The sequence below is a fragment of the Acinetobacter sp. UBA801 genome, assembly GCA_002296655.1.
GTDB lineage: Bacteria > Pseudomonadota > Gammaproteobacteria > Pseudomonadales > Moraxellaceae > Acinetobacter.
Genome location: DBIN01000016.1, coordinates 32,842 through 54,235, shown reverse-complemented (window position 1 = coordinate 54,235; position 21,394 = coordinate 32,842). Strand labels below are relative to the sequence as shown.

General features: G+C 40.4%; 23 protein-coding genes and 2 pseudogenes. 15 read left to right on the top strand and 10 right to left on the bottom strand.

From position 1 onward, the window contains the following. Positions 1 to 21 precede the first annotated feature (21 nt). The gene (locus B2W49_RS02305; protein WP_291334179.1) at positions 22 to 435 is read right to left on the bottom strand and encodes a nuclear transport factor 2 family protein; all 414 of its coding nucleotides are present in this window, start codon (positions 433 to 435) and stop codon (positions 22 to 24) included. Between the two features lie 96 nt (positions 436 to 531). After that, entirely contained in the window at positions 532 to 2,556 is a 2,025-nt protein-coding gene (locus B2W49_RS02300) for an NADPH-dependent 2,4-dienoyl-CoA reductase (protein WP_291334178.1), read from the bottom strand. A 132-nt stretch (positions 2,557 to 2,688) separates the two neighbouring features. Here B2W49_RS02300 and B2W49_RS02295 point away from each other — a divergent pair, with 132 nt between their 5' ends. Both B2W49_RS02295 and B2W49_RS02290 read left to right on the top strand, forming a co-directional pair. After that, positions 2,689 to 3,240, top strand: a complete 552-nt coding sequence (locus B2W49_RS02295) for a PadR family transcriptional regulator (RefSeq protein WP_291334177.1) — start codon at positions 2,689 to 2,691, stop codon at positions 3,238 to 3,240. 125 nt (positions 3,241 to 3,365) lie between these two features. Further along, on the top strand, positions 3,366 to 4,292 hold the full coding sequence (locus B2W49_RS02290; protein ID WP_291334176.1) for an alpha/beta fold hydrolase: 927 nt from the start codon (positions 3,366 to 3,368) through the stop codon (positions 4,290 to 4,292). A 64-nt stretch (positions 4,293 to 4,356) separates the two neighbouring features. Here the strand turns inward: B2W49_RS02290 and B2W49_RS02285 are convergent. Further along, positions 4,357 to 5,596 (bottom strand): annotated as a pseudogene (locus B2W49_RS02285) (acyl-CoA dehydrogenase). Positions 5,597 to 5,862: 266 nt separating this feature from the next. On the opposite strand from B2W49_RS02285, the gene B2W49_RS02280 reads away from it, so the two are divergent. The 4 genes from B2W49_RS02280 (at position 5,863) to B2W49_RS02265 (ending at position 8,755) form a co-directional block, all read left to right on the top strand. After that, positions 5,863 to 6,564, top strand: coding sequence for an SIR2 family NAD-dependent protein deacylase (locus B2W49_RS02280; protein WP_291334175.1), 702 nt, complete (start codon positions 5,863 to 5,865; stop codon positions 6,562 to 6,564). Between the two features lie 162 nt (positions 6,565 to 6,726). Then, entirely contained in the window at positions 6,727 to 7,809 is a 1,083-nt protein-coding gene (gene trmA, locus B2W49_RS02275) for a tRNA (uridine(54)-C5)-methyltransferase TrmA (protein ID WP_291334174.1), read from the top strand. 241 nt (positions 7,810 to 8,050) lie between these two features. Beyond that, positions 8,051 to 8,275, top strand: coding sequence for a hypothetical protein (locus tag B2W49_RS02270; RefSeq protein ID WP_004973321.1), 225 nt, complete (start codon positions 8,051 to 8,053; stop codon positions 8,273 to 8,275). Positions 8,276 to 8,506: 231 nt separating this feature from the next. After that, on the top strand, positions 8,507 to 8,755 hold the full coding sequence (locus B2W49_RS02265) for a hypothetical protein (RefSeq protein ID WP_291334173.1): 249 nt from the start codon (positions 8,507 to 8,509) through the stop codon (positions 8,753 to 8,755). 30 nt (positions 8,756 to 8,785) lie between these two features. Here the strand turns inward: B2W49_RS02265 and B2W49_RS02260 are convergent, their stop codons facing one another. After that, positions 8,786 to 9,304 carry a phosphodiester glycosidase family protein gene (locus B2W49_RS02260; protein WP_291334172.1) on the bottom strand — a complete coding sequence of 173 codons (519 nt, stop codon included), beginning with the start codon at positions 9,302 to 9,304 and terminating at the stop codon, positions 8,786 to 8,788. Positions 9,305 to 9,439: 135 nt separating this feature from the next. On the opposite strand from B2W49_RS02260, the gene B2W49_RS02255 reads away from it, so the two are divergent. Then, positions 9,440 to 9,973: a lecithin retinol acyltransferase family protein gene (locus tag B2W49_RS02255; RefSeq protein WP_291334171.1), complete on the top strand. Its 534-nt coding sequence runs from the start codon at positions 9,440 to 9,442 to the stop codon at positions 9,971 to 9,973. Positions 9,974 to 10,103: 130 nt separating this feature from the next. Here the strand turns inward: B2W49_RS02255 and B2W49_RS02250 are convergent, their stop codons facing one another. Beyond that, positions 10,104 to 11,828: a glutamine--tRNA ligase/YqeY domain fusion protein gene (locus B2W49_RS02250; protein WP_291334170.1), complete on the bottom strand. Its 1,725-nt coding sequence runs from the start codon at positions 11,826 to 11,828 to the stop codon at positions 10,104 to 10,106. Positions 11,829 to 12,034: 206 nt separating this feature from the next. Here B2W49_RS02250 and B2W49_RS02245 point away from each other — a divergent pair, with 206 nt between their 5' ends. The 3 genes from B2W49_RS02245 (at position 12,035) to B2W49_RS02235 (ending at position 13,933) form a co-directional block, all read left to right on the top strand. Beyond that, entirely contained in the window at positions 12,035 to 12,544 is a 510-nt protein-coding gene (locus tag B2W49_RS02245) for a peptidylprolyl isomerase (RefSeq protein ID WP_291334169.1), read from the top strand. Between the two features lie 114 nt (positions 12,545 to 12,658). Next, on the top strand, positions 12,659 to 13,381 hold the full coding sequence (locus tag B2W49_RS02240) for a UDP-2,3-diacylglucosamine diphosphatase (RefSeq protein ID WP_291334168.1): 723 nt from the start codon (positions 12,659 to 12,661) through the stop codon (positions 13,379 to 13,381). A 90-nt stretch (positions 13,382 to 13,471) separates the two neighbouring features. Further along, positions 13,472 to 13,933 (top strand): super-infection exclusion protein B, encoded by a 462-nt coding sequence (locus tag B2W49_RS02235; RefSeq protein WP_291334167.1) that lies wholly within the window; start codon positions 13,472 to 13,474, stop codon positions 13,931 to 13,933. A gap of 35 nt (positions 13,934 to 13,968) precedes the next feature. Here B2W49_RS02235 and B2W49_RS02230 read toward each other — a convergent pair. Then, positions 13,969 to 14,144 (bottom strand): annotated as a pseudogene (locus B2W49_RS02230) (2-dehydro-3-deoxyglucarate aldolase); the annotation flags it as partial. A 121-nt stretch (positions 14,145 to 14,265) separates the two neighbouring features. On the opposite strand from B2W49_RS02230, the gene nfsB reads away from it, so the two are divergent. Together nfsB and B2W49_RS02220 are read left to right on the top strand one after the other, a co-directional pair. After that, the gene (gene nfsB / locus B2W49_RS02225; protein ID WP_291334166.1) at positions 14,266 to 14,919 is read left to right on the top strand and encodes an oxygen-insensitive NAD(P)H nitroreductase; all 654 of its coding nucleotides are present in this window, start codon (positions 14,266 to 14,268) and stop codon (positions 14,917 to 14,919) included. Positions 14,920 to 15,037: 118 nt separating this feature from the next. After that, on the top strand, positions 15,038 to 15,262 hold the full coding sequence (locus tag B2W49_RS02220; RefSeq protein ID WP_291334165.1) for a hypothetical protein: 225 nt from the start codon (positions 15,038 to 15,040) through the stop codon (positions 15,260 to 15,262). Here the strand turns inward: B2W49_RS02220 and B2W49_RS02215 are convergent. The 4 genes from B2W49_RS02215 to B2W49_RS02200 form a co-directional block, all read right to left on the bottom strand. Then, positions 15,225 to 16,085 (bottom strand): DMT family transporter, encoded by an 861-nt coding sequence (locus B2W49_RS02215; protein ID WP_291334164.1) that lies wholly within the window; start codon positions 16,083 to 16,085, stop codon positions 15,225 to 15,227. The genes B2W49_RS02220 and B2W49_RS02215 overlap by 38 nt on opposite strands. A 115-nt stretch (positions 16,086 to 16,200) precedes the next feature. Next, a complete protein-coding gene (gene fba / locus B2W49_RS02210; RefSeq protein WP_291334163.1) occupies positions 16,201 to 17,238 on the bottom strand; it encodes a class II fructose-bisphosphate aldolase in 1,038 nt (345 codons plus the stop codon). A 138-nt stretch (positions 17,239 to 17,376) separates the two neighbouring features. Then, a complete protein-coding gene (locus B2W49_RS02205) occupies positions 17,377 to 17,649 on the bottom strand; it encodes a hypothetical protein (RefSeq protein WP_291334162.1) in 273 nt (90 codons plus the stop codon). A 138-nt stretch (positions 17,650 to 17,787) separates the two neighbouring features. Beyond that, a complete protein-coding gene (locus B2W49_RS02200) occupies positions 17,788 to 18,975 on the bottom strand; it encodes a phosphoglycerate kinase (protein ID WP_291334161.1) in 1,188 nt (395 codons plus the stop codon). 139 nt (positions 18,976 to 19,114) lie between these two features. Here B2W49_RS02200 and B2W49_RS02195 point away from each other — a divergent pair, with 139 nt between their 5' ends. The 3 genes from B2W49_RS02195 to B2W49_RS02185 all read left to right on the top strand — a co-directional run bounded on the left by B2W49_RS02195 (position 19,115) and on the right by B2W49_RS02185 (position 21,372). Then, positions 19,115 to 19,498 (top strand): DUF2237 family protein, encoded by a 384-nt coding sequence (locus B2W49_RS02195; RefSeq protein ID WP_096900874.1) that lies wholly within the window; start codon positions 19,115 to 19,117, stop codon positions 19,496 to 19,498. Positions 19,499 to 19,505: 7 nt separating this feature from the next. Then, positions 19,506 to 20,099, top strand: coding sequence for a Maf family protein (locus B2W49_RS02190; RefSeq protein ID WP_291334200.1), 594 nt, complete (start codon positions 19,506 to 19,508; stop codon positions 20,097 to 20,099). A 106-nt stretch (positions 20,100 to 20,205) separates the two neighbouring features. Further along, positions 20,206 to 21,372: a cupin domain-containing protein gene (locus B2W49_RS02185; RefSeq protein ID WP_291334160.1), complete on the top strand. Its 1,167-nt coding sequence runs from the start codon at positions 20,206 to 20,208 to the stop codon at positions 21,370 to 21,372. Positions 21,373 to 21,394 lie beyond the last annotated feature (22 nt).

The window sequence follows — 21,394 nt, the reverse complement described above, 5'->3', positions numbered from 1 at the left end:
TCACCATACACACGCTTTATTTTATTTTTCAGTTGGCATAAAGGCAGCCATACGTTGTCCCATTTGTACAGCCAATGCCTCTAAACTACTCTTCGGGCGAATCATCACTTCAAAGTCCACAATTTGTCCTTGTGTATTGAATTGAATCATATCAATTCCTTTAAGTTTTTTATCTCCCACATTGGCGGAAAACTCAAGTACAACATTGCAACCCTCTTCCGTATAAAACTCACGGTGATAAGTAAAGTTTTCAAAGACCTGAATTACATTGGTCAAAATAAAAAATACCACCTGCTTGCCCACATAAGGTTGATATGCCACAGGTGAGCGAAACACCACATCATTTGCCAATAATTCACTTAGCATAGACATATCGCTGTTTTGCAGCATTGTATGCCAACGCTGAACTGCTGATTTTGTTGTTTCTAAGGTCATGTTCAGTTCCTTTTTTTATTTTTTTCAAGAAGCAGGCAAAGCGCTTCTAAAACACTTAGCCTATGTCTAAAAACTATAATTTTAATGTCTGAAGATTTAGATTGTTGCTGCCAATTCAGCACCCTGACGGATTGCACGTTTGGCATCTAACTCGCCTGCTTCTTTCGCCCCACCAATTAAATGCACATTCTTACCTGCTGTCTGTAATTGCTCATACATGGCTGTGTAAGATTCCTGCCCAGCACAAATCACCACATGATCAACCTCTAGCACTGTGCTTTGACCGTTGACGGTAATGTGCAAGCCTTGATCATCAATCAGGTCATAACTTGCCCCTGCAATCATTTTAACGTCACGGTTTTTTAAACCTGTGCGATGAATCCAGCCTGTTGTTTTACCCAAGCCTGCTCCCACGGACGATGCTTTACGTTGCAATAAATAAATTTTACGTGGCGATTTTTCAACTTTTGCAGCTTTTAAACCACCTACATTCGTATAATTGGTATCGATACCCCATTCATCATAGAATTTTTCAGGATTTAGGCTGCCACTTTCTCCTTCATGGCTTAAATATTCTGCAGTATCAAACCCAATACCGCCTGCCCCAATAATCGCAACACGTTGTCCCACAGGCTTGCGCTCTTTTAATACTTCAATATAACTCAGCACTTTAGGTTGATCGATACCTGCGATGTCCAGTTTACGCGGGGTTACACCTGTTGCCACAACCACATCATCAAAGTCAGCGTTGAGCAATTGTTCAAAACTAGCCGTATGATTCAGCACCAACTTAATATTCGGTTGCAGCTCAATTTGGCGCTTAAAATAGCGCAAAGTTTCGTAAAACTCTTCTTTACCAGGAATAGTTTTGGCGATATTAAACTGCCCACCAATTTGATTCGAGGCTTCAAAAATCGTCACCTGATGCCCACGTTCTGCAGCATAGGTTGCAAAGCTTAAACCTGCAGGCCCTGCACCAATCACCGCAATATTTTTAGCCTGTGCTGCTTCTTTAAAAATGAGTTCTGTTTCATGACAAGCACGTGGATTAACCAAACATGAAGCAATTTTCATTGAGAAAATATGGTCTAAACAAGCTTGGTTACAACCAATACAGGTATTGATTTCATCACTGCGACCTTGCTCGGCTTTTTGCACAAAGAAAGCATCTGCCAACAATGGTCGTGCCATCGACACCATATCGGCATGGCCTGCAGCCAAAACATGCTCTGCCATTTCAGGGGTATTAATACGGTTTGAAGTAATTAGAGGTACTTTGACCAAACCTTTTAATTTTTCTGTCACCCATGTAAAAGCTGCGCGAGGGACTTTGGTAGCAATGGTTGGAATGCGTGCTTCATGCCATCCAATCCCTGTATTGATGATGGTTGCACCTGCTTTTTCAATCGCTTGTGCCAACTGCACAACTTCTTCAAAGCTTGAACCGCCTTCGACTAAATCGAGCATCGACAAGCGGTAAATAATAATAAAGTTTTCACCGACTTCTGCACGGGTGCGCTTCACAATTTCAATTGGGAAACGAATACGGTTTTCATAGCTGCCGCCCCATTCATCATCGCGATGGTTGGTACGTGCAGCAATAAATTCGTTAATTAAATAACCTTCCGAACCCATGATTTCGACACCATCATAGCCTGCGTATTGTGCCAATTTGGCACAATTCACAAAGTCGGCAATGGTTTGCTGTACTTCTGCCGATGTTAGTGCATGTGGTTTACTTGGGTTAATCGGTGCCTGAATTGCTGACGGTGCGACAATATCGGGCTGATAGGAATAACGTCCCGTATGTAAAATCTGTAAAGCAATTTTGCCGCCTGCATCATGCACAGCCTGAGTCACCACTTTATGTTTTTCTGCTTCTTGACGAGTATCAAGTTTATTGCCGCCCGCAAAGGTTAAGCCTGCATCATTCGGTGAAATACCACCTGTTACAATCAGCCCAACGCCACCTTTGGCACGCTCTGCATAAAAAGCCGCCATACGTTCGTATCCACCCGGTGCTTCTTCTAGTCCAACGTGCATTGAACCCATTAAGACCCGATTTTTTAAAGTGGTAAAGCCTAAATCTAAAGGCGCAAGTAAATGTGGATAGTCAGACATAGAATCTCCCTGCTGGCAAAAATGCTGGCTGTTTTATGCTTAATGCAACTTGTTGCATACTTTTATATTCTAGATTTGATTTTTATGCAACATGTTGCATAATGAAAGCTGAAAAATAATGTTGCTCTGTTTATGTCGCTCGCTCACGTTTTATTGACCAGTCTGATTGAAAAACCCAGTAACGGTATTGAATTGGCACGTCGTTTTGACCGCTCTATGGGGTTTTTCTGGAATGCGACCCATCAACAAATTTACCGTGAACTGAATAGCATGCTAAAAAAAGGCTGGATTTCAACCTTAGAAGATGAAGATTCCAGCAGTCGCAGCAAAACCTATCAGGTAGAAGCGTTGGGACGGCATGAACTGGCAAACTGGATGGTTGAGCAAAGCCCGCCTGCGCAATTACGCGAAGAACTTATGGTACGTTTACGTGCCGAAGCCCAACTTGGCGGCAACAGTGTCTTGCCAGAACTGGAACGACATTTGTTGCTCCATAAAACCAAGTTAGACACCTATCAACAGATTTTTGCCAAAGACTTTAGCCAAGCAACTGCGAACAACCGTACCCTGTATATTCATAAAATGATTTTGCAGCTAGGGATAGATCAGGAAATTGGCTGGATTGAATGGCTAGAAAATGTGATTCCTGAACTGAAAAAGTTTGATGCCGAAGCCTCATCTTAAAAGTATATTTTTAAGTAATAGCAACCACATCAATGTGAAATCAGGGTTGCTCACCATACAGAAATGATCAGGCTATGCTATAAAGAATAACGCATCTTTAATTACAACCATGCAAGGAAATGCTGATGCCTTTTTACCGCATGCCCGATGGCGAAGCTCTATTTGTACGTGAATTTGGTCAAGGTGAGCCTGTGGTTGTGCTTTCAGGTTTAGGCATGCACAGTTGGCAATGGTTGCCATTTCTGTATCAACATAAAAAGCAGTATCGTTTTATTATTCCAGACTGGCGTGGTTTTGGGGGTTCAAACCTGTGTGCCGTTCCAGAACTGGATGCTATTTCGAGCCATTGGCAAGATTTAAACAGTCTGCTTCAACAACAGAACCTGCAACAATTTAAACTGATTGGCTATTCCATGGGGGCAACCACTGCCATGCATGGCATGCAATATGGACAATTGGCTACGTATTTAAGTAGTTATTTACAAATTGACCAAGCACCAAAAATTGGAGTGGATCAAAACTGGCCTTATGGCTTATTTGGCAATCAACATCAACAATTTAAACAGTTATTGATTCATCTGTCCGAGTTTTTACATGATCACGCGCAATATACTGATATTCAACAAATGGATGTGTTGCAGCGTAAAAACTTAGTCGAACTTTGGCTAGAATTTATAGAATTACAAGCCAGCAATAAAATCAGTCCGTTTTTATTTAAACTGGCCGTCAAACGTCCTGCTTTGCAACGCTATATTTTACCTACGCAACGCCTAGATTATTTACGCTGGTATATCGACAATTATTTACACCATCAGGAAGATTATCGCGAGGCTCTGACTCAGCTGAATTGCCCGACAGTCTTTTTTACAGGTGCGCAATCGACCTTGTATGCGGCAGAAGGACAACGCCAAGTAGTAGAAGCCATGCCAAATGCGAAACAAGTGATATTTCACCAATCTGGACATACCCCGTTACTGACTGAACCCCTGAAGTTTAGTCAGGAAATTAGCCAATTTTTAAAACTAAACAGCTCTAAACAACTAAAGTGCTAAAACAAAACGGTGGAAAATGTAGTTTGCAGCCTCTTCCACCATAACATCATCATTAGACCCACGTTTAATTGCCAAAAGCTGCGATACCCGTTTGCGCACGACCTAAAATTAGCGCATGCACATCATGTGTCCCTTCATAGGTGTTCACGACTTCCAAATTGACCAAATGTCGTGCCACACTATATTCATCGCTAATGCCATTACCACCAAGCATATCGCGCGCCATACGGGCAACCTCTAAGGCCTTGCCACAGTTGTTGCGTTTAATCAAAGAAGTACCTTCGAGTGAAGCAATGCCCTCATCTTTCATACGACCAAAACGTAAAGCAATTTGTAAACCCAGCGCGATTTCGGTTTGCATATCGGCAAGTTTCTTTTGAATGAGCTGATTGGCCGCCAAAGGACGTCCGAACTGAATCCGATCCATCGTATATTGATGCGCAGTATGCCAACAAAATTCAGCCGCCCCCATAGCACCCCATGCAATGCCATAGCGCACTGTTTAAACAAGTGAATGGCCCTTTTAAACCATGCACGTCAGGTAACATATTTTCTTCAGGCACAAAAACATTGTCCATGACAATTTCACCTGTGATTGAAGCGCGTAAACCGACCTTACCCTGAATGATTGGTGCAGAAAGTCCATCCCAACCTTTTTCTAATATAAAACCCCGAATATCACCCACTCGCCCATCTGCCAAAACTTCTTTTGCCCACACCACAAATACATCGGCAATTGGACTATTGGTAATCCACATTTTGGCACCTTGTAGACGATAACCACCTGCAACTTTGTGCGCTCTACTATTCATAGTGCCAGGGTCGGAGCCAAAATCAGGTTCAGTCAGACCAAAACAACCTATCCATTCACCCGAAGCGAGTTTGGGTAAATATTTTTGTTTTTGCGCCTCACTGCCAAACTCATAGATCGGCACCATCACCAATGAGCCTTGCACACTCGCCATAGAACGATAGCCCGAATCGACCCGCTCAATTTCACGTGAAATTAGGCCATAACTCACATAATTTAAACCTGCACCACCATATTGTTCAGGTATCGTTGGACCTAATAAACCAAGCTCACCCATTTCACTGAAGATACTGCGATCTACCGTTTCATGTCTGAACTGATCACGTACACGTGGCTGTAATTTTTCCTAACAATAAGCATAGGCACTATCGCGAATCATACGTTCAGTTTCAGTCATTTGTTGTTCAAGCAAAAAAGGATCTTGCCAGTCAAATTTCACTTTTTTACTGTGCGTTGCAGGCGTGTGATTTGATGATGGATTGTGTTGTGACATGGCATCCTCTGCGCATTATTATATTAAAGTCAGGTTTATCTATATTTGAATTTGCAGCATCGTGTTACTTTACTTGATCTTCTATCATTAAAATGAAATAACCATCAACAAAAAGTGAACATTTTTCAATTATTAAGCAAAGTTATAGATAATTTTGAGTTTTCACATATTTAGATACTAAAAATTCTGAAAAAATGAGATGTAGATTTGTGTTTCTATTTTCGGCACTTATACTCAAATCTAACCATCCATCATGAGAATAAAACATGCGTAAATTAGTAGTTTTTTCGGGTGCAGGTATGAGTGCAGAAAGCGGAATCAACACCTTTAGAGATAGTGATGGCTTATGGGAAAAACATCGTGTAGAAGATGTCGCAAGTCCTGAAGCATGGGCAAGAAATCCTGAATTAGTGCAGTGCTTTTATAATGAACGCCGAAAAAACATTCTGAGTGCGCAACCTAACTTAGCGCATTGCTTAATTGCTGAACTTGAAGATGATTTTGATGTGCAAGTGATCACCCAAAATATTGATGATTTGCATGAACGTGCAGGCAGTTCTGAAGTTTTACATTTACACGGCAATATTCGTTTAGCTAAAAGCTCAGGGCCTAATGCACAATACACCACTGAATTTTTTCCAATTGAAGGTGACTCGCTGAACTTGCAACAGGATCTTTGCCCTCAAGGCTATCCTTTACGTCCGCATGTGGTTTGGTTTGGCGAAGCAGTTCCTGCCTACGAAGAAGCACTGGATTTGATTCAAGATGCCGATATTTTTATTGTGATTGGGACAAGTTTGGTGGTGTACCCTGTTGCTGGATTAGTACACGAAATTCCTGCAAATTGTCAGGCTTATTATATTGACCCAAAAGCCGCACAAGTCCAACTTCCTGCTCAATTTCAACGCATTTCTAAAACTGCCACTGAGGGCATGCAGCAATTGTTCGATCAATTACATAAAATTTAAAGTAATTTCAGCATCTTGATTTAGCCACTTTCAAGATGTCATGAATATGCTTAGGCTATTTTGACATCTTGCAGGATTGCATCATTTTCATAATAGTTTTAGGTATCTCTTTAAAACTTTGTTACCATCGCTCTTTCTCTGTGTTTGTGATGTTTACTGCATATGACCTCATCTTATCAGCAACAACTTGATGCGAAAGTTGCCCGTATTTCTGCCCAATTTGCCGAATATAATCCGCCTACCTTGCAAGTATTTGCCTCACCAGAACACAACTACCGTATGCGGGCAGAGTTCCGGATTTGGCATATTGAAGATGATCTTTTTTATGCCATGTTTGAACGCAGTGAAGATAAGCAGAAAAAAGTTATTCGTGTAGATGAGTTTCCCATTGCAGACCGCAGCATTAATTTATTAATGCCAAAGCTGTTAGCCGGCTTGAAAGCCAATCCCGTATTATCGGCTCGTTTATTTGAAGTACATTTTTTAGCGACTTTAAGTGGCGAAATGTTGGTTTCGCTACTTTATCATCGCAAACTTGAGCCTGATTGGGAGCCTGCAGCCCAAGCCTTGAGCAAAGCATTAAACATTAAACTGATTGGACGCAGCCGTGGGCAAAAATTTGTGCTTTGCGATGAGTATGTAGTTGAACAATTACAAGTTTTTGATCGTACTTATACCTATAAGCAAATTGAAAGCAGCTTTACTCAGCCAAATGCGCAAGTGTGCCAAAAAATGCTGGAATGGGCATGTTCTGTTGCCGAACATTCTGAGCAAGATTTATTAGAACTTTATTGTGGCAATGGTAACTTTACCCTGCCACTATCAACCCGTTTCCGTCGTGTACTTGCCACAGAACTGGCTAAATCTTCGGTCTATGCAGCGCAGTGGAATATTGAACAAAACCAGATTGAGAATATTCAAGTGGCACGCTTATCGGCTGAAGAATTTACACAGGCTTATAACGGTGAGCGTGAATTCCGCCGCTTGCAAGAAGCAAACATTGATCTCTCAAGTTATGATTTTGATACAGTCTTTGTCGATCCGCCACGTGCAGGAATTGACGATGACACCTTAAAACTCCTACAACGTTTCAAGCGTATTATTTATATTTCGTGCAACCCTGACACCTTGCATGACAATTTAAAAACTTTATGTCAAAGCCATAAACTGACGCAATTTGCACTGTTTGATCAATTCCCATACACCCATCATGTTGAGTCAGGTGTTTTACTGGAAAAGATTTAAACAATTTGTTGCATTAATCTTCAATATTTACAAGTACTCTTTTTAAGCACTTGTAAATATTGTTATATAAATGAATAATTTAAAGCATTACAAGCCCTTTAACTGTCATAATTTCGTTAAAAAAATGCAATATTATCGAAAATTCTGCAACTCGATTGCTGCTTTTATCACTTAGGTCGACTTGATTTATTTTTTATATTGGCTATATTTCGATCTATGTTAGGTTGTGAATGAAGGCTCTATGAGTTTTTGGCAAAAGTTGTTCTCTACAGAACAGCAAAACGAGCATAAAAATCAAATTGCTTGTGTTGAAAATGATTGCTCTTGCAAGACAAATGAACAACTTCTCGAGGCTTTAACCAAAGCCACAGATGAAGATGTTATTATCGGGATTAAGAAGGTTCTCGCTTCGCGAGGTTATAGCCGCAAAGAGTTAAATGAACTCCAGCATCTACCATTCCAGTAATGGAATATGATAAAAAAGGCATTTAGTTGAACTAAGTGCCTTTTTTAATTGTTACAAATATCTTGGCACTTAAAACAATAAATTTTATAAATCTTAATACGTGCTTGGGCTTGCACAAAAATTCTAATCTTTTCAAACGCAGTCAATCATATCTTCACAATCATGCGCTAGTATTTCTAAAAACAATCATCTCACTACCATATTTTAATTATTCAAACAGAGAAAATGACAATGAAAAAAACTAACATTAGCTGTCTTGCCCTACTCAGCCTGAGTTTAACAGCCTGTAGCCCAATGCCGAAAGAATGTGCCGAAACTTGGGAAAAAATGGAAAGTTTTGCTAAAAGCATGGGTATTTCAGACGAACAGCTCAAACAACAAAAAAAGCAATTTGAAAATGAAGTCAAACAAATGAAAAGCGAAGAAGCAGCCAAAATCTGCACGATGCAAGGAACAGCCCTAGGTTTTATTGGACAATAAATTCAGCCAAGCCATAACCAAGTTCCAATGTTAGAGTTTACAACCTTGATGATCTATATAAGCTAAAATTGGCCCTAAATTGCTGTGTGTACGAGTATGACGTTGTAATTGCGGAATATATGCCGTAGAAATCAAGCCATCTAAATATAAAGCATTTGATGTTTTCAGCTCATCTTTAAAAAAGGTGGCGAATTGATGAAAAGTTACAGGTGTGTTACTAATCACAAAGTACAAAACTTGGTCTTTTAACCCAATCCCATTTCTAATTTTATAAGAGGAACTGTCCGCTAAAAAGCGTGAATTGAACTGATGATTAATAACTACATTGGGGCTGACTGCGTGGCATACTGCGCTTTGAGCGACTGATTGACATATTGTTGGGTTGTACTTAAAAACACCCATTGATGATTCCACGCCAGTACACCATTGGGTTGAAAAAAAAATTCCCCCAGCCCTGTTATTAACCGTCCATACGCGAATTTCTGCCTGTGCAGCAGGCGTCCAGAATAAATCACTAAACAATAAATACTTTGACAGAGAACAAAACATTATCATCTCCACACGTGCTATGTTACAAATTGTGCATATAACTGAATGGGTTATCGCATATTTGCGTCAGACGCAGTACACTATAAAACCTGATTTCTTTTCTCTACTCATGTTACTTTATTGGTCAAGCGTACGATGCTCAAGCAGAAAACACGATTTCCTTTAGGGGCACATTTAATTGTCAAACACTTCGGCTATAGCCATCATGGTATTTATGCTGGGCGCGGTCGCGTGATTCACTATTCGGGTTTTGCACATCTTTTCAAAAAACACCCGATTGAAATGACCAGTATTGAAAAGTTTAGTCACGGCAAAAATATTATTGTGCAGTCTTATCATGCACCAAAATATAAAGGACGCAAAGTGGTGTGCCGTATGCGTTCTCGAATGCACGAAAACAATTATCATCTGATTATGAATAACTGTGAGCATTTATGCACTTGGGCAATTACAGGTGTTGAAAGCAGCCCGCAAGTATTTAAGATGGTGGATCGTTTAACCACCATTGGTTATGTCAGTTCATTGATGAGTTATATGAACAGTATGATGCTGACACTGACGACCACTTGCTTTGCTTTGGTGCTTTATATTAAGAAGAAATTACGTGATAAAGCCAAAATGCAATTACCGCAAATCCTAATGAAGCAGGAACAGCATAAAAACCGCTAATTGCTAAAATTTTAGCGACACTGTATATCTCACAAGACATTCAATAAATCTTCAATAGATAAACTAAAAAGCCCAACCTGAATTGATCGAGTTGGGCTTTTGATTTGTAAGTTAAAACTTAGATAAAATTTTACTTACCTGGCTTAAAGCTGTCTTTTAAGTCTAAAATGCGGTTAAACACCGGTGTTTCTGCACTATGATCGTACTGATCTGCAACAAAATAACCTTCACGCTCAAATTGGAAACGGTCTTCAGGTTGTGCTTGCGCCAATGCAGGCTCAATCACCGCTTGTACAATTTTCAATGAATCAGGGTTCAAGTTCGCTAAGAAATCATCACCCACTTCAGGGTCCGACTCTGTGAATAAGCGATCATATAAGCGAACTTCTGCCGCTACCCCTTTACTTGCAGAGACCCAGTGAATTACGCCTTTTACTTTACGACCTTCTGGGTTTTTTCCCAAAGTTTCAGGGTCAATTGAACATTTCAGCTCAATGACTTCGCCGTTGGCATCTTTAAGCACTTCATCACACTTGATTACATAAGCATGACGTAAACGCACTTCTCCTTCAGGCACTAAACGCTTAAAGCCTTTAGGCGGCACTTCTTCGAAGTCTTTACGGTCAATGTAAATTTCAGAAGTCAGCGGAATGATACGCTCGCCCATATCTACATTTGGATGACGTGCATGGACCAAATCTAATGCTTCTGGCAAGTTGGTCAAAGTCACTTTAAGCGGATTTAACACCGCCATACCACGTGCTGCAGTATTTTCCAATGACTGACGGATGCAATACTCAAGCATTGCCACATCCACAATACCGTCTGACTTAGACACACCTACACGCTTACAGAAATCACGTAAACCTTCTGGTGTAAAGCCACGACGACGCATACCCACCACTGTTGGCATACGTGGGTCATCCCAACCATTCACAAAACCGCCTTCAACCAATTTACGCAATTTACGCTTAGATGTGATGGTGTAATCAATATTCAAACGGCTAGATTCATATTGATGTGGTACAGCCTCAGATTTCACTTTTTCTACCACCCAATCATAGAATGGACGATGGTCTTGGAATTCTAATGTACATAGTGAATGGGTGATGCCTTCAATCGCATCGGACAATGGATGCGCATAGTCATACATTGGATACATTTTCCATTTATCGCCCGTTTGGTGATGCGATGAATGTAAAACGCGATACAAAATCGGGTCACGCATGTGTACGTTTGGCGATGCCATATCAATTTTAGCCCGTAAAACTGCCTGACCTTCGCCTAATTCGCCATTGCGCATTTTTTCAAATAAAGCCAAGTTTTCTGCCACTGGCGTATCACGATATGGCGAATTTTTGCCTGGCTCTACAAAAGAACCACGGTTGAGCTTAATTTCATCAGGGGTTTGCAAATCGACATAAGCATCGCCTTGTTCGATCAGCTGTACAGCCCAAGTATATAATTGATCAAAATAGCTTGAAGCATAGCGCGGTTCACCATTCCACTCAAAACCCAGCCATTTCACGTCATTGGCAATACCATCGACATATTCTTGTTCTTCTGCATCTGGGTTGGTGTCATCAAAACGTAAGTTACACACCCCTTGATATTCTTGTGCGATACCAAAGTTCAAGCAAATTGCTTTCACGTGACCAATATGCAAATAACCATTCGGCTCAGGTGGAAAACGTGTCACTACCTGCTTTATGCGGCCAGCCGCAATATCCTCGGTAATGACTTGACGTATAAAGTCCAAGCCTGGCTGTTGTTCTTGCTGCACAGCATCGACAGACGCATTTGAACTTGGTGTCGGGGTGTTTGGCAGAGATGCAACAACATCATTTGGCTTCATAGCAATACAATCACTTCTAAAATAAAATTGGATAAACGAGGTTACAGAAACTTCAAAAGAGAAGCATACATCACCCATTAGAACGCTTTTCCTTGTTTTTAACAAAGAAAATAACGTTTTTACTTGCCTTGTAGTTTACAGTTTGCTTATGCTTCTCTCAACCAAAAAACCCATGGCATTCGTGTCCATGTTTAGGAGATTACACAATGAGTTTTCCTCAAGTCGAATTAAACACCAATAAAGGTCGTATTGTTTTAGAATTGAACGCTGAAAAAGCACCAATTACAGTTGCTAACTTCTTAGAATACGTTCGTGATGGTTTTTATGACGGCGTAATTTTCCACCGTGTTATTGATGGTTTCATGATCCAAGGCGGTGGCATGGATGAAAACTTCAAAGAAAAAGCAACACGTGATGCGATTGAAAACGAAGCAGACAACGGCTTAAGCAACGATGTTGGTACGATTGCAATGGCGCGTACCCAAGCACCTCACTCAGCTTCTGCACAGTTCTTCATTAACGTAAAAAATAACTCTTTCTTGAACCACACTGGCAAAACAGCACAAGGTTGGGGATATGCCGTGTTTGGTAAAGTTGTTGAAGGTATGGACGTTGTAGAGGCTATTAAAGGCGTGCGTACTGGCAACCGTGGTTATCACGCAGATGTTCCACTAGAAAATGTGGTAATTGAATCTGCAAAAATCATTGCTGAATAAGAATCCCCCCAACCTCCCTTACACACATTTTAAAGCAGTGCTTTATAATTCATTCAGGGAGGAGAAATCCCTCTTTTTAAAAGAGGGATTTAGGGAAATTCCAGGGAATAATCCGTGACCTATCTGTTTATCGCAGATTTACACTTGTCACCAGATCACCCTCGACTTGTACGGGGGTTTTTAGATTTGCTAGATGCTTATCAAAATAAACACACCCAACTGTATATTTTAGGCGACTGGTTTAATGCGTGGATTGGCGATGATTACACAGCGCCATGGCTCGATGAAGTTGTTGTACATTTAAAGCAGTTTAGCAAAGCTGCCGGTAATCATATTTACTTTATTGTCGGCAATCGTGATTTCGCTTTAGGTCAGAAATTTCTAGATCAGTTTTCAGGGCAACTCCTACCCGATGTGTACACGCTGCATATTGGCTCGCAACGAGTACGTTTAGAACATGGCGATGCCCTGTGTACCGATGATGTGTCATATCAGAAATTCCGTAAAATCATTCGAAACCCCATCATTTTAGGCACTTTAAAGAAAACACCACTGGCTTTTCGACAAAAACTTGCACAAGGTTTCCGAAAAAAAAGCCAGCAAGCCAATCAAGTTAAAAGTTATGACGTCATGGACGTGAATGCCGACGCAATTGCACAAGCCTTGCAACATGCCGATGTGTTAATTCATGGGCATACGCATCGTCCAAATATTCACAATGAACACGGCAAGCCAAGAATTGTATTAGGCGATTGGCGTAAAGATACGGCACAGATTTTAGAAATTATCCCAGAACAAAACAATGTGGAATTAAAATTAAAGACATGGAGTTACTAGGATAAAAGTTGAGGACATTAACTTCTAAGACTTGATAAAAACGTTTTTAATATATTAATATTTCAACAACTTTATTTTAAAATTTATAATATGAAATTCAATGTTCAAAAAATAAATGCTGTTTTTTCCATTTTTATGCTTTTAATATTTTTTGTATCTGCTATTAATTTAGATGAACACTTATCGTCTTTTGTTCAAAAAAATTTCACTTATCTATTGATTATTTTCTTACTTAGTATCTCACTCATGCTATATGATTTATTATCCAATATCAAAGCGAAGAAGGATCAGGAGTTTTCTTTTTCAAACAAAAATAAAGAATTAATCAATAAACTATCAAAGCTTTCTTATGAAGAAAAAAACATCTTATCTTTATTTATGAATGACAAAGTTCAAGAAAAAGCATTAAATCCAAATGATCAAGCAGTAGTTTGGCTAGAAACAATTAAATTTATTTTTAATACAGGGAAAATCGAAGGGAATAAAAAGATTTTTAGGATAGAACCCACTTTATCAAAACATCTTCTACAAAATCCGAATAGCTTATATTGAAGAAAAGCCCAAGAAATATTGGGCTTTTCTTTATTTTAGTACCCGCCTTCAGACTGAATGACTTCCGCATCCCCTTTATATTTAGCCAGTAATTCACGCAATCAATTCATCAATACACTGGTGTCCACTCCAACTGCTACGAATTCTGTGCCTAAATCCAAATATTTTTGAGTCACTTCATGCTGGTCGATAACATTTCTGCTGCTTTGCCTGGTGCTCATTTCGTCTTAACCATATAAATAGCACATGGGTTCATTTAGCAAGCATAGCAAGGCATGTTAAGCTTTTGGCGCACACCTACCCCAAATATAGCCTTTAAATGGAGATGATTTATGGATTTGCTTAACGTTGCACAAACTCGTTATACGACAAAAGCCTATGATGGGAGTCGCACTATTCCTACCGCACAATTTGAGCGTTTATTAGAAATTCTGCGTTTAGCACCATCTTCCATAAATATTCAACCGTGGCATTTTTTTATTGCAGATCACCCTGAAGCCAAACAACGTATTGCTAAAGCCTTAGTCGGTAAATACGCCTATAACGCACCTAAAGTTTTAGATGCTTCGCATACCATTTTATTTTGCACCAAAGCTGACATTAGCGAATTACATTTAGAAAACCTACTTAATCAGGATGCTGCCAGTGGACGCTTTAAAGATGAAGCCGCTAAACAAGGTCAGAAAGACAGCCGCACAGGTTATGTCGATTACTACCGCAATGAAAAAGGCGATATTCAGCGTTGGGCTGAAAATCAAACTTTTATTGCACTTGGGCAAATGCTGTTGGCTGCAGGAATTGAAAGAATTGACACAACGCCAATTGGCGGTTTTGATGAAGCAATTTTAACCCAAGAACTGCAACTGACTGAGCAAGGACTGATTCCTTCGGTTTTATTATGTTTAGGCTATCGTAATGAACAAGATTTTAATTCCAAACTGCCAAAATCACGCCTTGATAAACGCGAGATTTTCACACATCTGTAAAACAAACATGCGATAACACTAGGGACAAAATTTGTCCCTTTTTTTTGGTCTAAATTTTGCTTAGTCTATATTTGCAATCTTTACTCAATCTCTAGCAAAAATAAAAATGAGGTGTATGATGCTCAATTTACTTACTATGCCACTAAAACTAGAATGCCGACGTTGTAAAAAACTGTATTTATATCAAGCTAAACCAACTTATCCGAACATGCGCTGCCCGATTTGCGATAGAACCACAATGCTGCATGGTCTTGCAGAAACTGCAGATGTATTGCGGCATCCTTTTCGCTTTGTATTGAGTTATCTTAAACCGTCATGGCATAAGCGAGGCAAAGCACACTAAGTAATGCCAAGCCTAACCCAATTGTGGTCGTGCTTTTCAGCTTTTCTTTAAAGAACAATACACCGCTGATCACGCCAAATAGCACCACTAAAATATTCATCCCTGCAAATACCACAGCAGGGCTGTCTTTGAGCAGCATGTGAGCTTTGACATACAAGGCAATATTGGCGAAATTCAGTGTACCCAAAATTAAACCTGCACTGATATTTTGCATACTGCCCATGCTTTTATCGCGAATTAAGATATATACCATTGCTAAAACAAAAGCACATACAAACATCAAATTCAGCGCAACCGCAAATTGCAGACCTAAACCTGTAGTGTATTTAAGTAAAACATCAATCAGCGCATAACCCAGCCAAACACAGCCCAAATATATGATGCCTTGTTGCGCTTTAGCAGACTGCCCTGCAGCACGATGCGAATACAAAATACATAAGACCGCGACAATGCCAAGTGCGATTCCCACAATTTTTAATTGGCTAAAATTTTCCTGAAAAATAAAATAAGCAGCAGCCAAAGACAAAACCACTGACAAACGCTGTGCAATTTCAGTTTTTAAAATACCTGCGCTGTCCAACGATTTTGCTAACGCTAAAAAGACACTGGGCAACAACACCCCTAAACTGAGAATAAGCCACCACGGCGTGCGTTGGAGAGAGATCGTGCTCAAGTTGGGTTTAAACCAATAAAAACACAATACACTGGCACTGACATAATTCCAGGTGATCATCTGCATAGGGTTAAAACCCTGCAATTTGCAGACTTTTAATAAAATAGAGACCAGCACACTACAAAAGGCTGCGGCTACAATCAGTTCCATGACATGCTCGAAGATTGCTATTCAATCATTATTTTTGTTGTTGATTGGGGGACGGATTCATCAATAAAAAGCCCACAAGGACTGTGGGCTTTCTAATTCTTCATTAAATTAACAATTATTTGTAACGTTCAACCATTTTCTCTAAAGAAATTGGGCGAATTTTGTCTGCATTGCCTGCAGTACCAAATGCTTCATAACGGTCGATACAAATTTGTTTCATTGCATCTACAGTTTTTGCGAAGAATTTACGAGGGTCAAACTCGCTTGGTTGTTCTGCCATCATACGGCGCATTGCACCTGTAGAAGCTAAACGTAAATCTGTGTCGATGTTAATTTTACGCACACCATGTTTGATGGCTTCAACCAATTGCTCAACAGGTACACCATAAGTTTCTTTGATGTCGCCGCCGTATTGGTTAATCACTGCCAACCATTCTTGTGGTACTGAGCTAGAGCCGTGCATCACAAGATGTGTATTTGGCAATGCTGCATGAATTTCTTTAATGCGGTCAATTGCCAGAATATCGCCTGTAGGTGGACGAGTAAACTTGTACGCACCGTGAGAAGTACCCACTGCAATTGCCAAAGCATCCACATTGGTATCTGCAACGAAGCTTCGTGCTTCTTCGACTGAAGTTAACAATTGAGAGTGGTCAAGCACACCTTCAGCGCCTACACCATCTTCTTCACCTGCCATGCCTGTTTCAAGACTACCTAAACAGCCAATCTCACCTTCAACCGATACACCGCACGCATGTGCCATTTGTACAGTACGACGCGTCACTTCTACGTTGTATTCATACGACGTTGGTGTTTTACCGTCTTCACCTAAAGAACCATCCATCATTACTGATGAAAAGCCTAGTTGGATAGAACGCTGACATACGTCAGGGCTTGTACCGTGGTCTTGGTGCATAACCACTGGAATATGTGGCCACTCTTCAATTGCAGCCAAAATCAGGTGACGCAAGAATGGCGCACCTGCGTATTTACGCGCACCTGCCGAAGCCTGAACAATTACAGGTGAATTGGTTGCATCTGCGGCTAACATAATTGCGCGCATTTGTTCTAAGTTGTTGACGTTAAACGCTGGTACGCCGTAAGAATGTTCACCGGCATGATCCAAGAGCTGGCGCAATGAAATAAGAGCCATAATTTCCTCCCAAATAATGTTGGCTATTCTACCCTGTGATTTGTTTCAATTCAGCAACAAATCGCCTTTTTCAAAAAAAAGTCCCTGCAAAAGCAGGGACTTTTAAACAAATTACAACAATTCTTTATTTTTCAGCACTTATTGCGCTTCAGAAGCAGCAACTTCTGTGTCTGCAGTCGCAACATCAGCAGGTGCATTTGCAACATCTTCAGGGATATCGGTGTTACCTTCATCCATGATTGGTTGGTCAATTGCGTCGATTGCAGCTTGTTGTTCTGGTGTAATTTGAGCGTTATCTACAACTGCAGAAGATGCATCAGTTTCAGTCGCAGGTGCGCTTTCTTTTTTTGCACAAGCAGTCAAGGCTAAAGATGCAGCGATTAAAGCAGCAAGTGTTAGTTTTTGAATCATCGTCATATCCTACAGTTAGGTCATTCATTTACTACACTTTATTGCATATTTATGACATTTTGATGACTACAGCATGACATAAATACAAAAAAGTTGACCGAATTCAACTTTTTTATATTATTGATAAATTATCAAGATTTAAGCGCGTTCTAATAAAACCGCAACTGCAGGTAAGGTTTTACCTTCGACAAATTCAAGGAATGCTCCACCACCTGTAGAGATATAACCAATTTTGTCTGCAACTTCATACTTGTCAATTGCAGCTAAAGTGTCACCACCACCTGCAATAGAGAAACCTGCAGATTCTGCAATTGCCAATGAAAGTGCTTTCGTACCTTCACCAAATTGATCAACTTCAAATACACCCACTGGGCCATTCCAAAGAATTGTTTTTGAAGTTTTTAAAATTTCAGCAAATGCTTTTGCAGTTTCTGGGCCTACATCTAAAATCATGTCGTTGTCTGCAACATCTTCAACTTTTTTCACAGTTGCTTTCGCTGCTGCCAATGAACCCAAGAAATCTTCAAAGTTAATTTCAGCGGCATCTGCAACCACAACATCGGTTGGTAGTGGTACAGACACTTTTGCAGCAATTGCTTTGGCAGTGTCAATCAAATCATTTTCACATAATGATTTGCCTACGTTATAGCCTGCTGCGGCAAGGAAAGTATTGGCAATACCACCGCCTACAATGAGTTGATCGCAAATATCAGACAATGAAGTCAATACATCTAATTTAGTTGATACTTTAGAACCTGCAACAATTGCTACCATTGGTTTTTCAGGTGTCTTTAAGGCACGACCCAAGGCATCTAATTCCGCTGCCAATAATGGGCCTGCTGCTGCAACTGGTGCTAAACGCGCAACGCCTTCGGTTGATGCTTCTGCACGGTGTGCCGTACCAAAAGCATCCATCACAAATACGTCGCACAACGCTGCATATTTCGCGGCAAGTTCTGGATTATTTTTCTTTTCGCCATAGTTAAAACGGCAGTTTTCCAATAAAACCACTTGACCAGGAGCAACGTCTACACCCTCTAAATAGTCAGTGATCAATTGGACATCTTGACCCAAAGCTTGGGTTAAATACGCAGCCACAGGTGCTAAAGATTGTTCAGCTTTTGGCTCACCTTCAACAGGACGACCTAAGTGAGAATACACCATCACTGCCGCACCTTTGGCAACAGCAGCTTGAATCGTTGGCAATGCCGCACGTAAACGTGCATCGCTGGTGATCACACCATTTTTAACAGGGACGTTTAAATCTTCACGAATAAGGACACGCTTACCTGCTAAATCGAGGTCAGTCATACGCTGAAAGTTCATGTATAGCTCACTTTATTGATATCAAAACGCCACGATTTTAAATGATTATGCAGAAAAAGGTTAGCAACTTTTGTAGAATTGCTGTTTAAAGCAAAAGTTTTGATTATGATAGAGAAAAGTCACCATCTTTATCGCACTTATGTCTATTCATCCCGATCCAAATATCAATCGTTTAAATGTTTTGGGCGAACCTCTCGCCAGTTGTTGCTTTGATCCTATTACGGGTTATTTTCGTAACGGTTTTTGTCATACCGCCCCAACCGATTTAGGTCAGCACACCGTTTGTGCGCAAATGACTTCGGAATTTCTAAACTTTTCGCAAAAAATTGGCAATGATTTAATTACGCCAGTGCCAGAAGTTGGGTTTAACGGTTTACAACCAGGTGATTTCTGGTGTATTTGCGTCACTCGTTGGGTTGAAGCCTATCAGGCAGGTCAAGCGCCACCGATTAAAATTCAAGCCTGTCATCAATCTGTATTGTCTTACGTACCCTTAGATATATTGATGGACTATGCGGTGTGATGATCTGATGCAACATCCTCAAATTATTTTAGCGTCTGGCAGTCAAACCCGTCAGCAATTGATGAATCGCCTGAATTTGGCTTATAAGTCAATCTCACCTGATATTGATGAATCTACTCAGGGTGAATTGCACGCAGATGATTTGGCGCGACGTTTAGCTTTTGAAAAGGCACACTGTATTGCGCTGCAATATCCTAATGCGATTGTGATTGGTTCAGATCAAGTCGCATGGCGTGAACTGCAGCCAGATATTTTTATAGGTAAACCGCTCACTTCAGAAAAAGCCATACAACAATTACAAGCCAATTCAGGTCGAACGGTTTATTTCAGCACTGCACTGAGTGTGCAGCAGCAATCTACAGGCTTTGAACAAACGGTTGTAGAACACTACACAGTTAAATTCCGCAGCTTAACCGACAATGAAATTGCACGCTATGTTGCAAAGGAACAACCGCTACATTGTGCAGGCAGTTTTATGTGCGAAGGTTTGGGCATTAGTCTGTTTGAAGCAATGCAGGGCAACGACCAAACTACTTTGATGGGACTACCCATGATTCAGCTGTGTCGTATTTTAAGAAGGCTGAATATTCAAGTCCCCTAATGTTAACTCATTTGAATCTGCATATCAGCTAGAAATCATCTTGCCCTTTGTAGCGACAAATTAGACAATATTGAGATTATTGATAAAACTTACTTAGGCTATTTTTATGTCGCAACCTTTAGATGTTTTAGGCGGAATTACCGCAGAACAATTCCTAAGTGAATATTGGCAAAAAAAACCATTATTGGTACGCAACGCACTCCCAGAAATTGCACACCTACTCGAACCTAGCGATGTCATGGAGCTGGCACTGGAAGAAGATGTCACTGCCCGTTTAATTAAACAAAAAGATCGTGATCCGAATCAATGGACTGTGAAATCATCACCGCTTATTAAGGCAGATTTTCAAAAAATGCCAAAGTTATGGACGCTGTTGGTACAAGCCGTGGATCATTACTCTTTTGATCTCGCTGAACTTTGGAAAAAATTTCCTTTTATTCCGCAATGGCGACGTGATGACATTATGGTGTCTTATGCGCCTAAAGGTGGTTCTGTAGGTCAGCATTTTGATTTTTATGATGTGTTTTTACTACAAGGCTATGGACATCGCCGTTGGCAGCTTGGGCAAATGTGTGATGCAGAAACTGAGTTTGTAGCAGGACAACCGCTCAAATTATTGCCTGAAATGCAGGTTAATTTTGATGAAGTACTTGCACCGGGTGATTTACTTTATGTTCCACCAGGATTGGCGCATTATGGTGTGGCAGAAGATGATTGTCTGACGTTCTCGTTCGGTTTCCGTATGCCAAATATTAGTGAAATGATGGATCGCGTGAGTGATAAATTCTCTGCTGATGAAATGTTACGCACGCCACTACAAGACATTGTTCGTGAAAAAAGTACACAAATTGGTGAAATGACTACGACAGAACTGAGTTATCTAAAAGCAGAATTGTGGGCGCGTTTGCAAAACTCATCGGTGTTGGATGATGCAATTTTAAGCTTAATGTCCGAACCGAAATATCCTGAAAATATTCCTGAAGTAGATGAAATAGGTGTAGGCGATTTAGAAAATGCGCTAGATCAGGGTTATCAAATCATGCTGGAACCTGCCTCACGCCTACTTTATGCAAATCAGGAAGGTGATGTTTTATTTTGGGCAAATGGTGAAGCGCTTTGTGTCGCAGAAGCATCTATCCCTACGTTGCAAAAAATCGCCAATGGCGAACGAGTGCTGCTCGATGAAAACCTTTACGATGCAGATATTCTGGAAGATTTGGCACAACTGCTCAATGAATCCATTTTAATGTTGTTGCCTGCTGAAAACGCCTAAAATATTCGTTTCAATCCCTCAA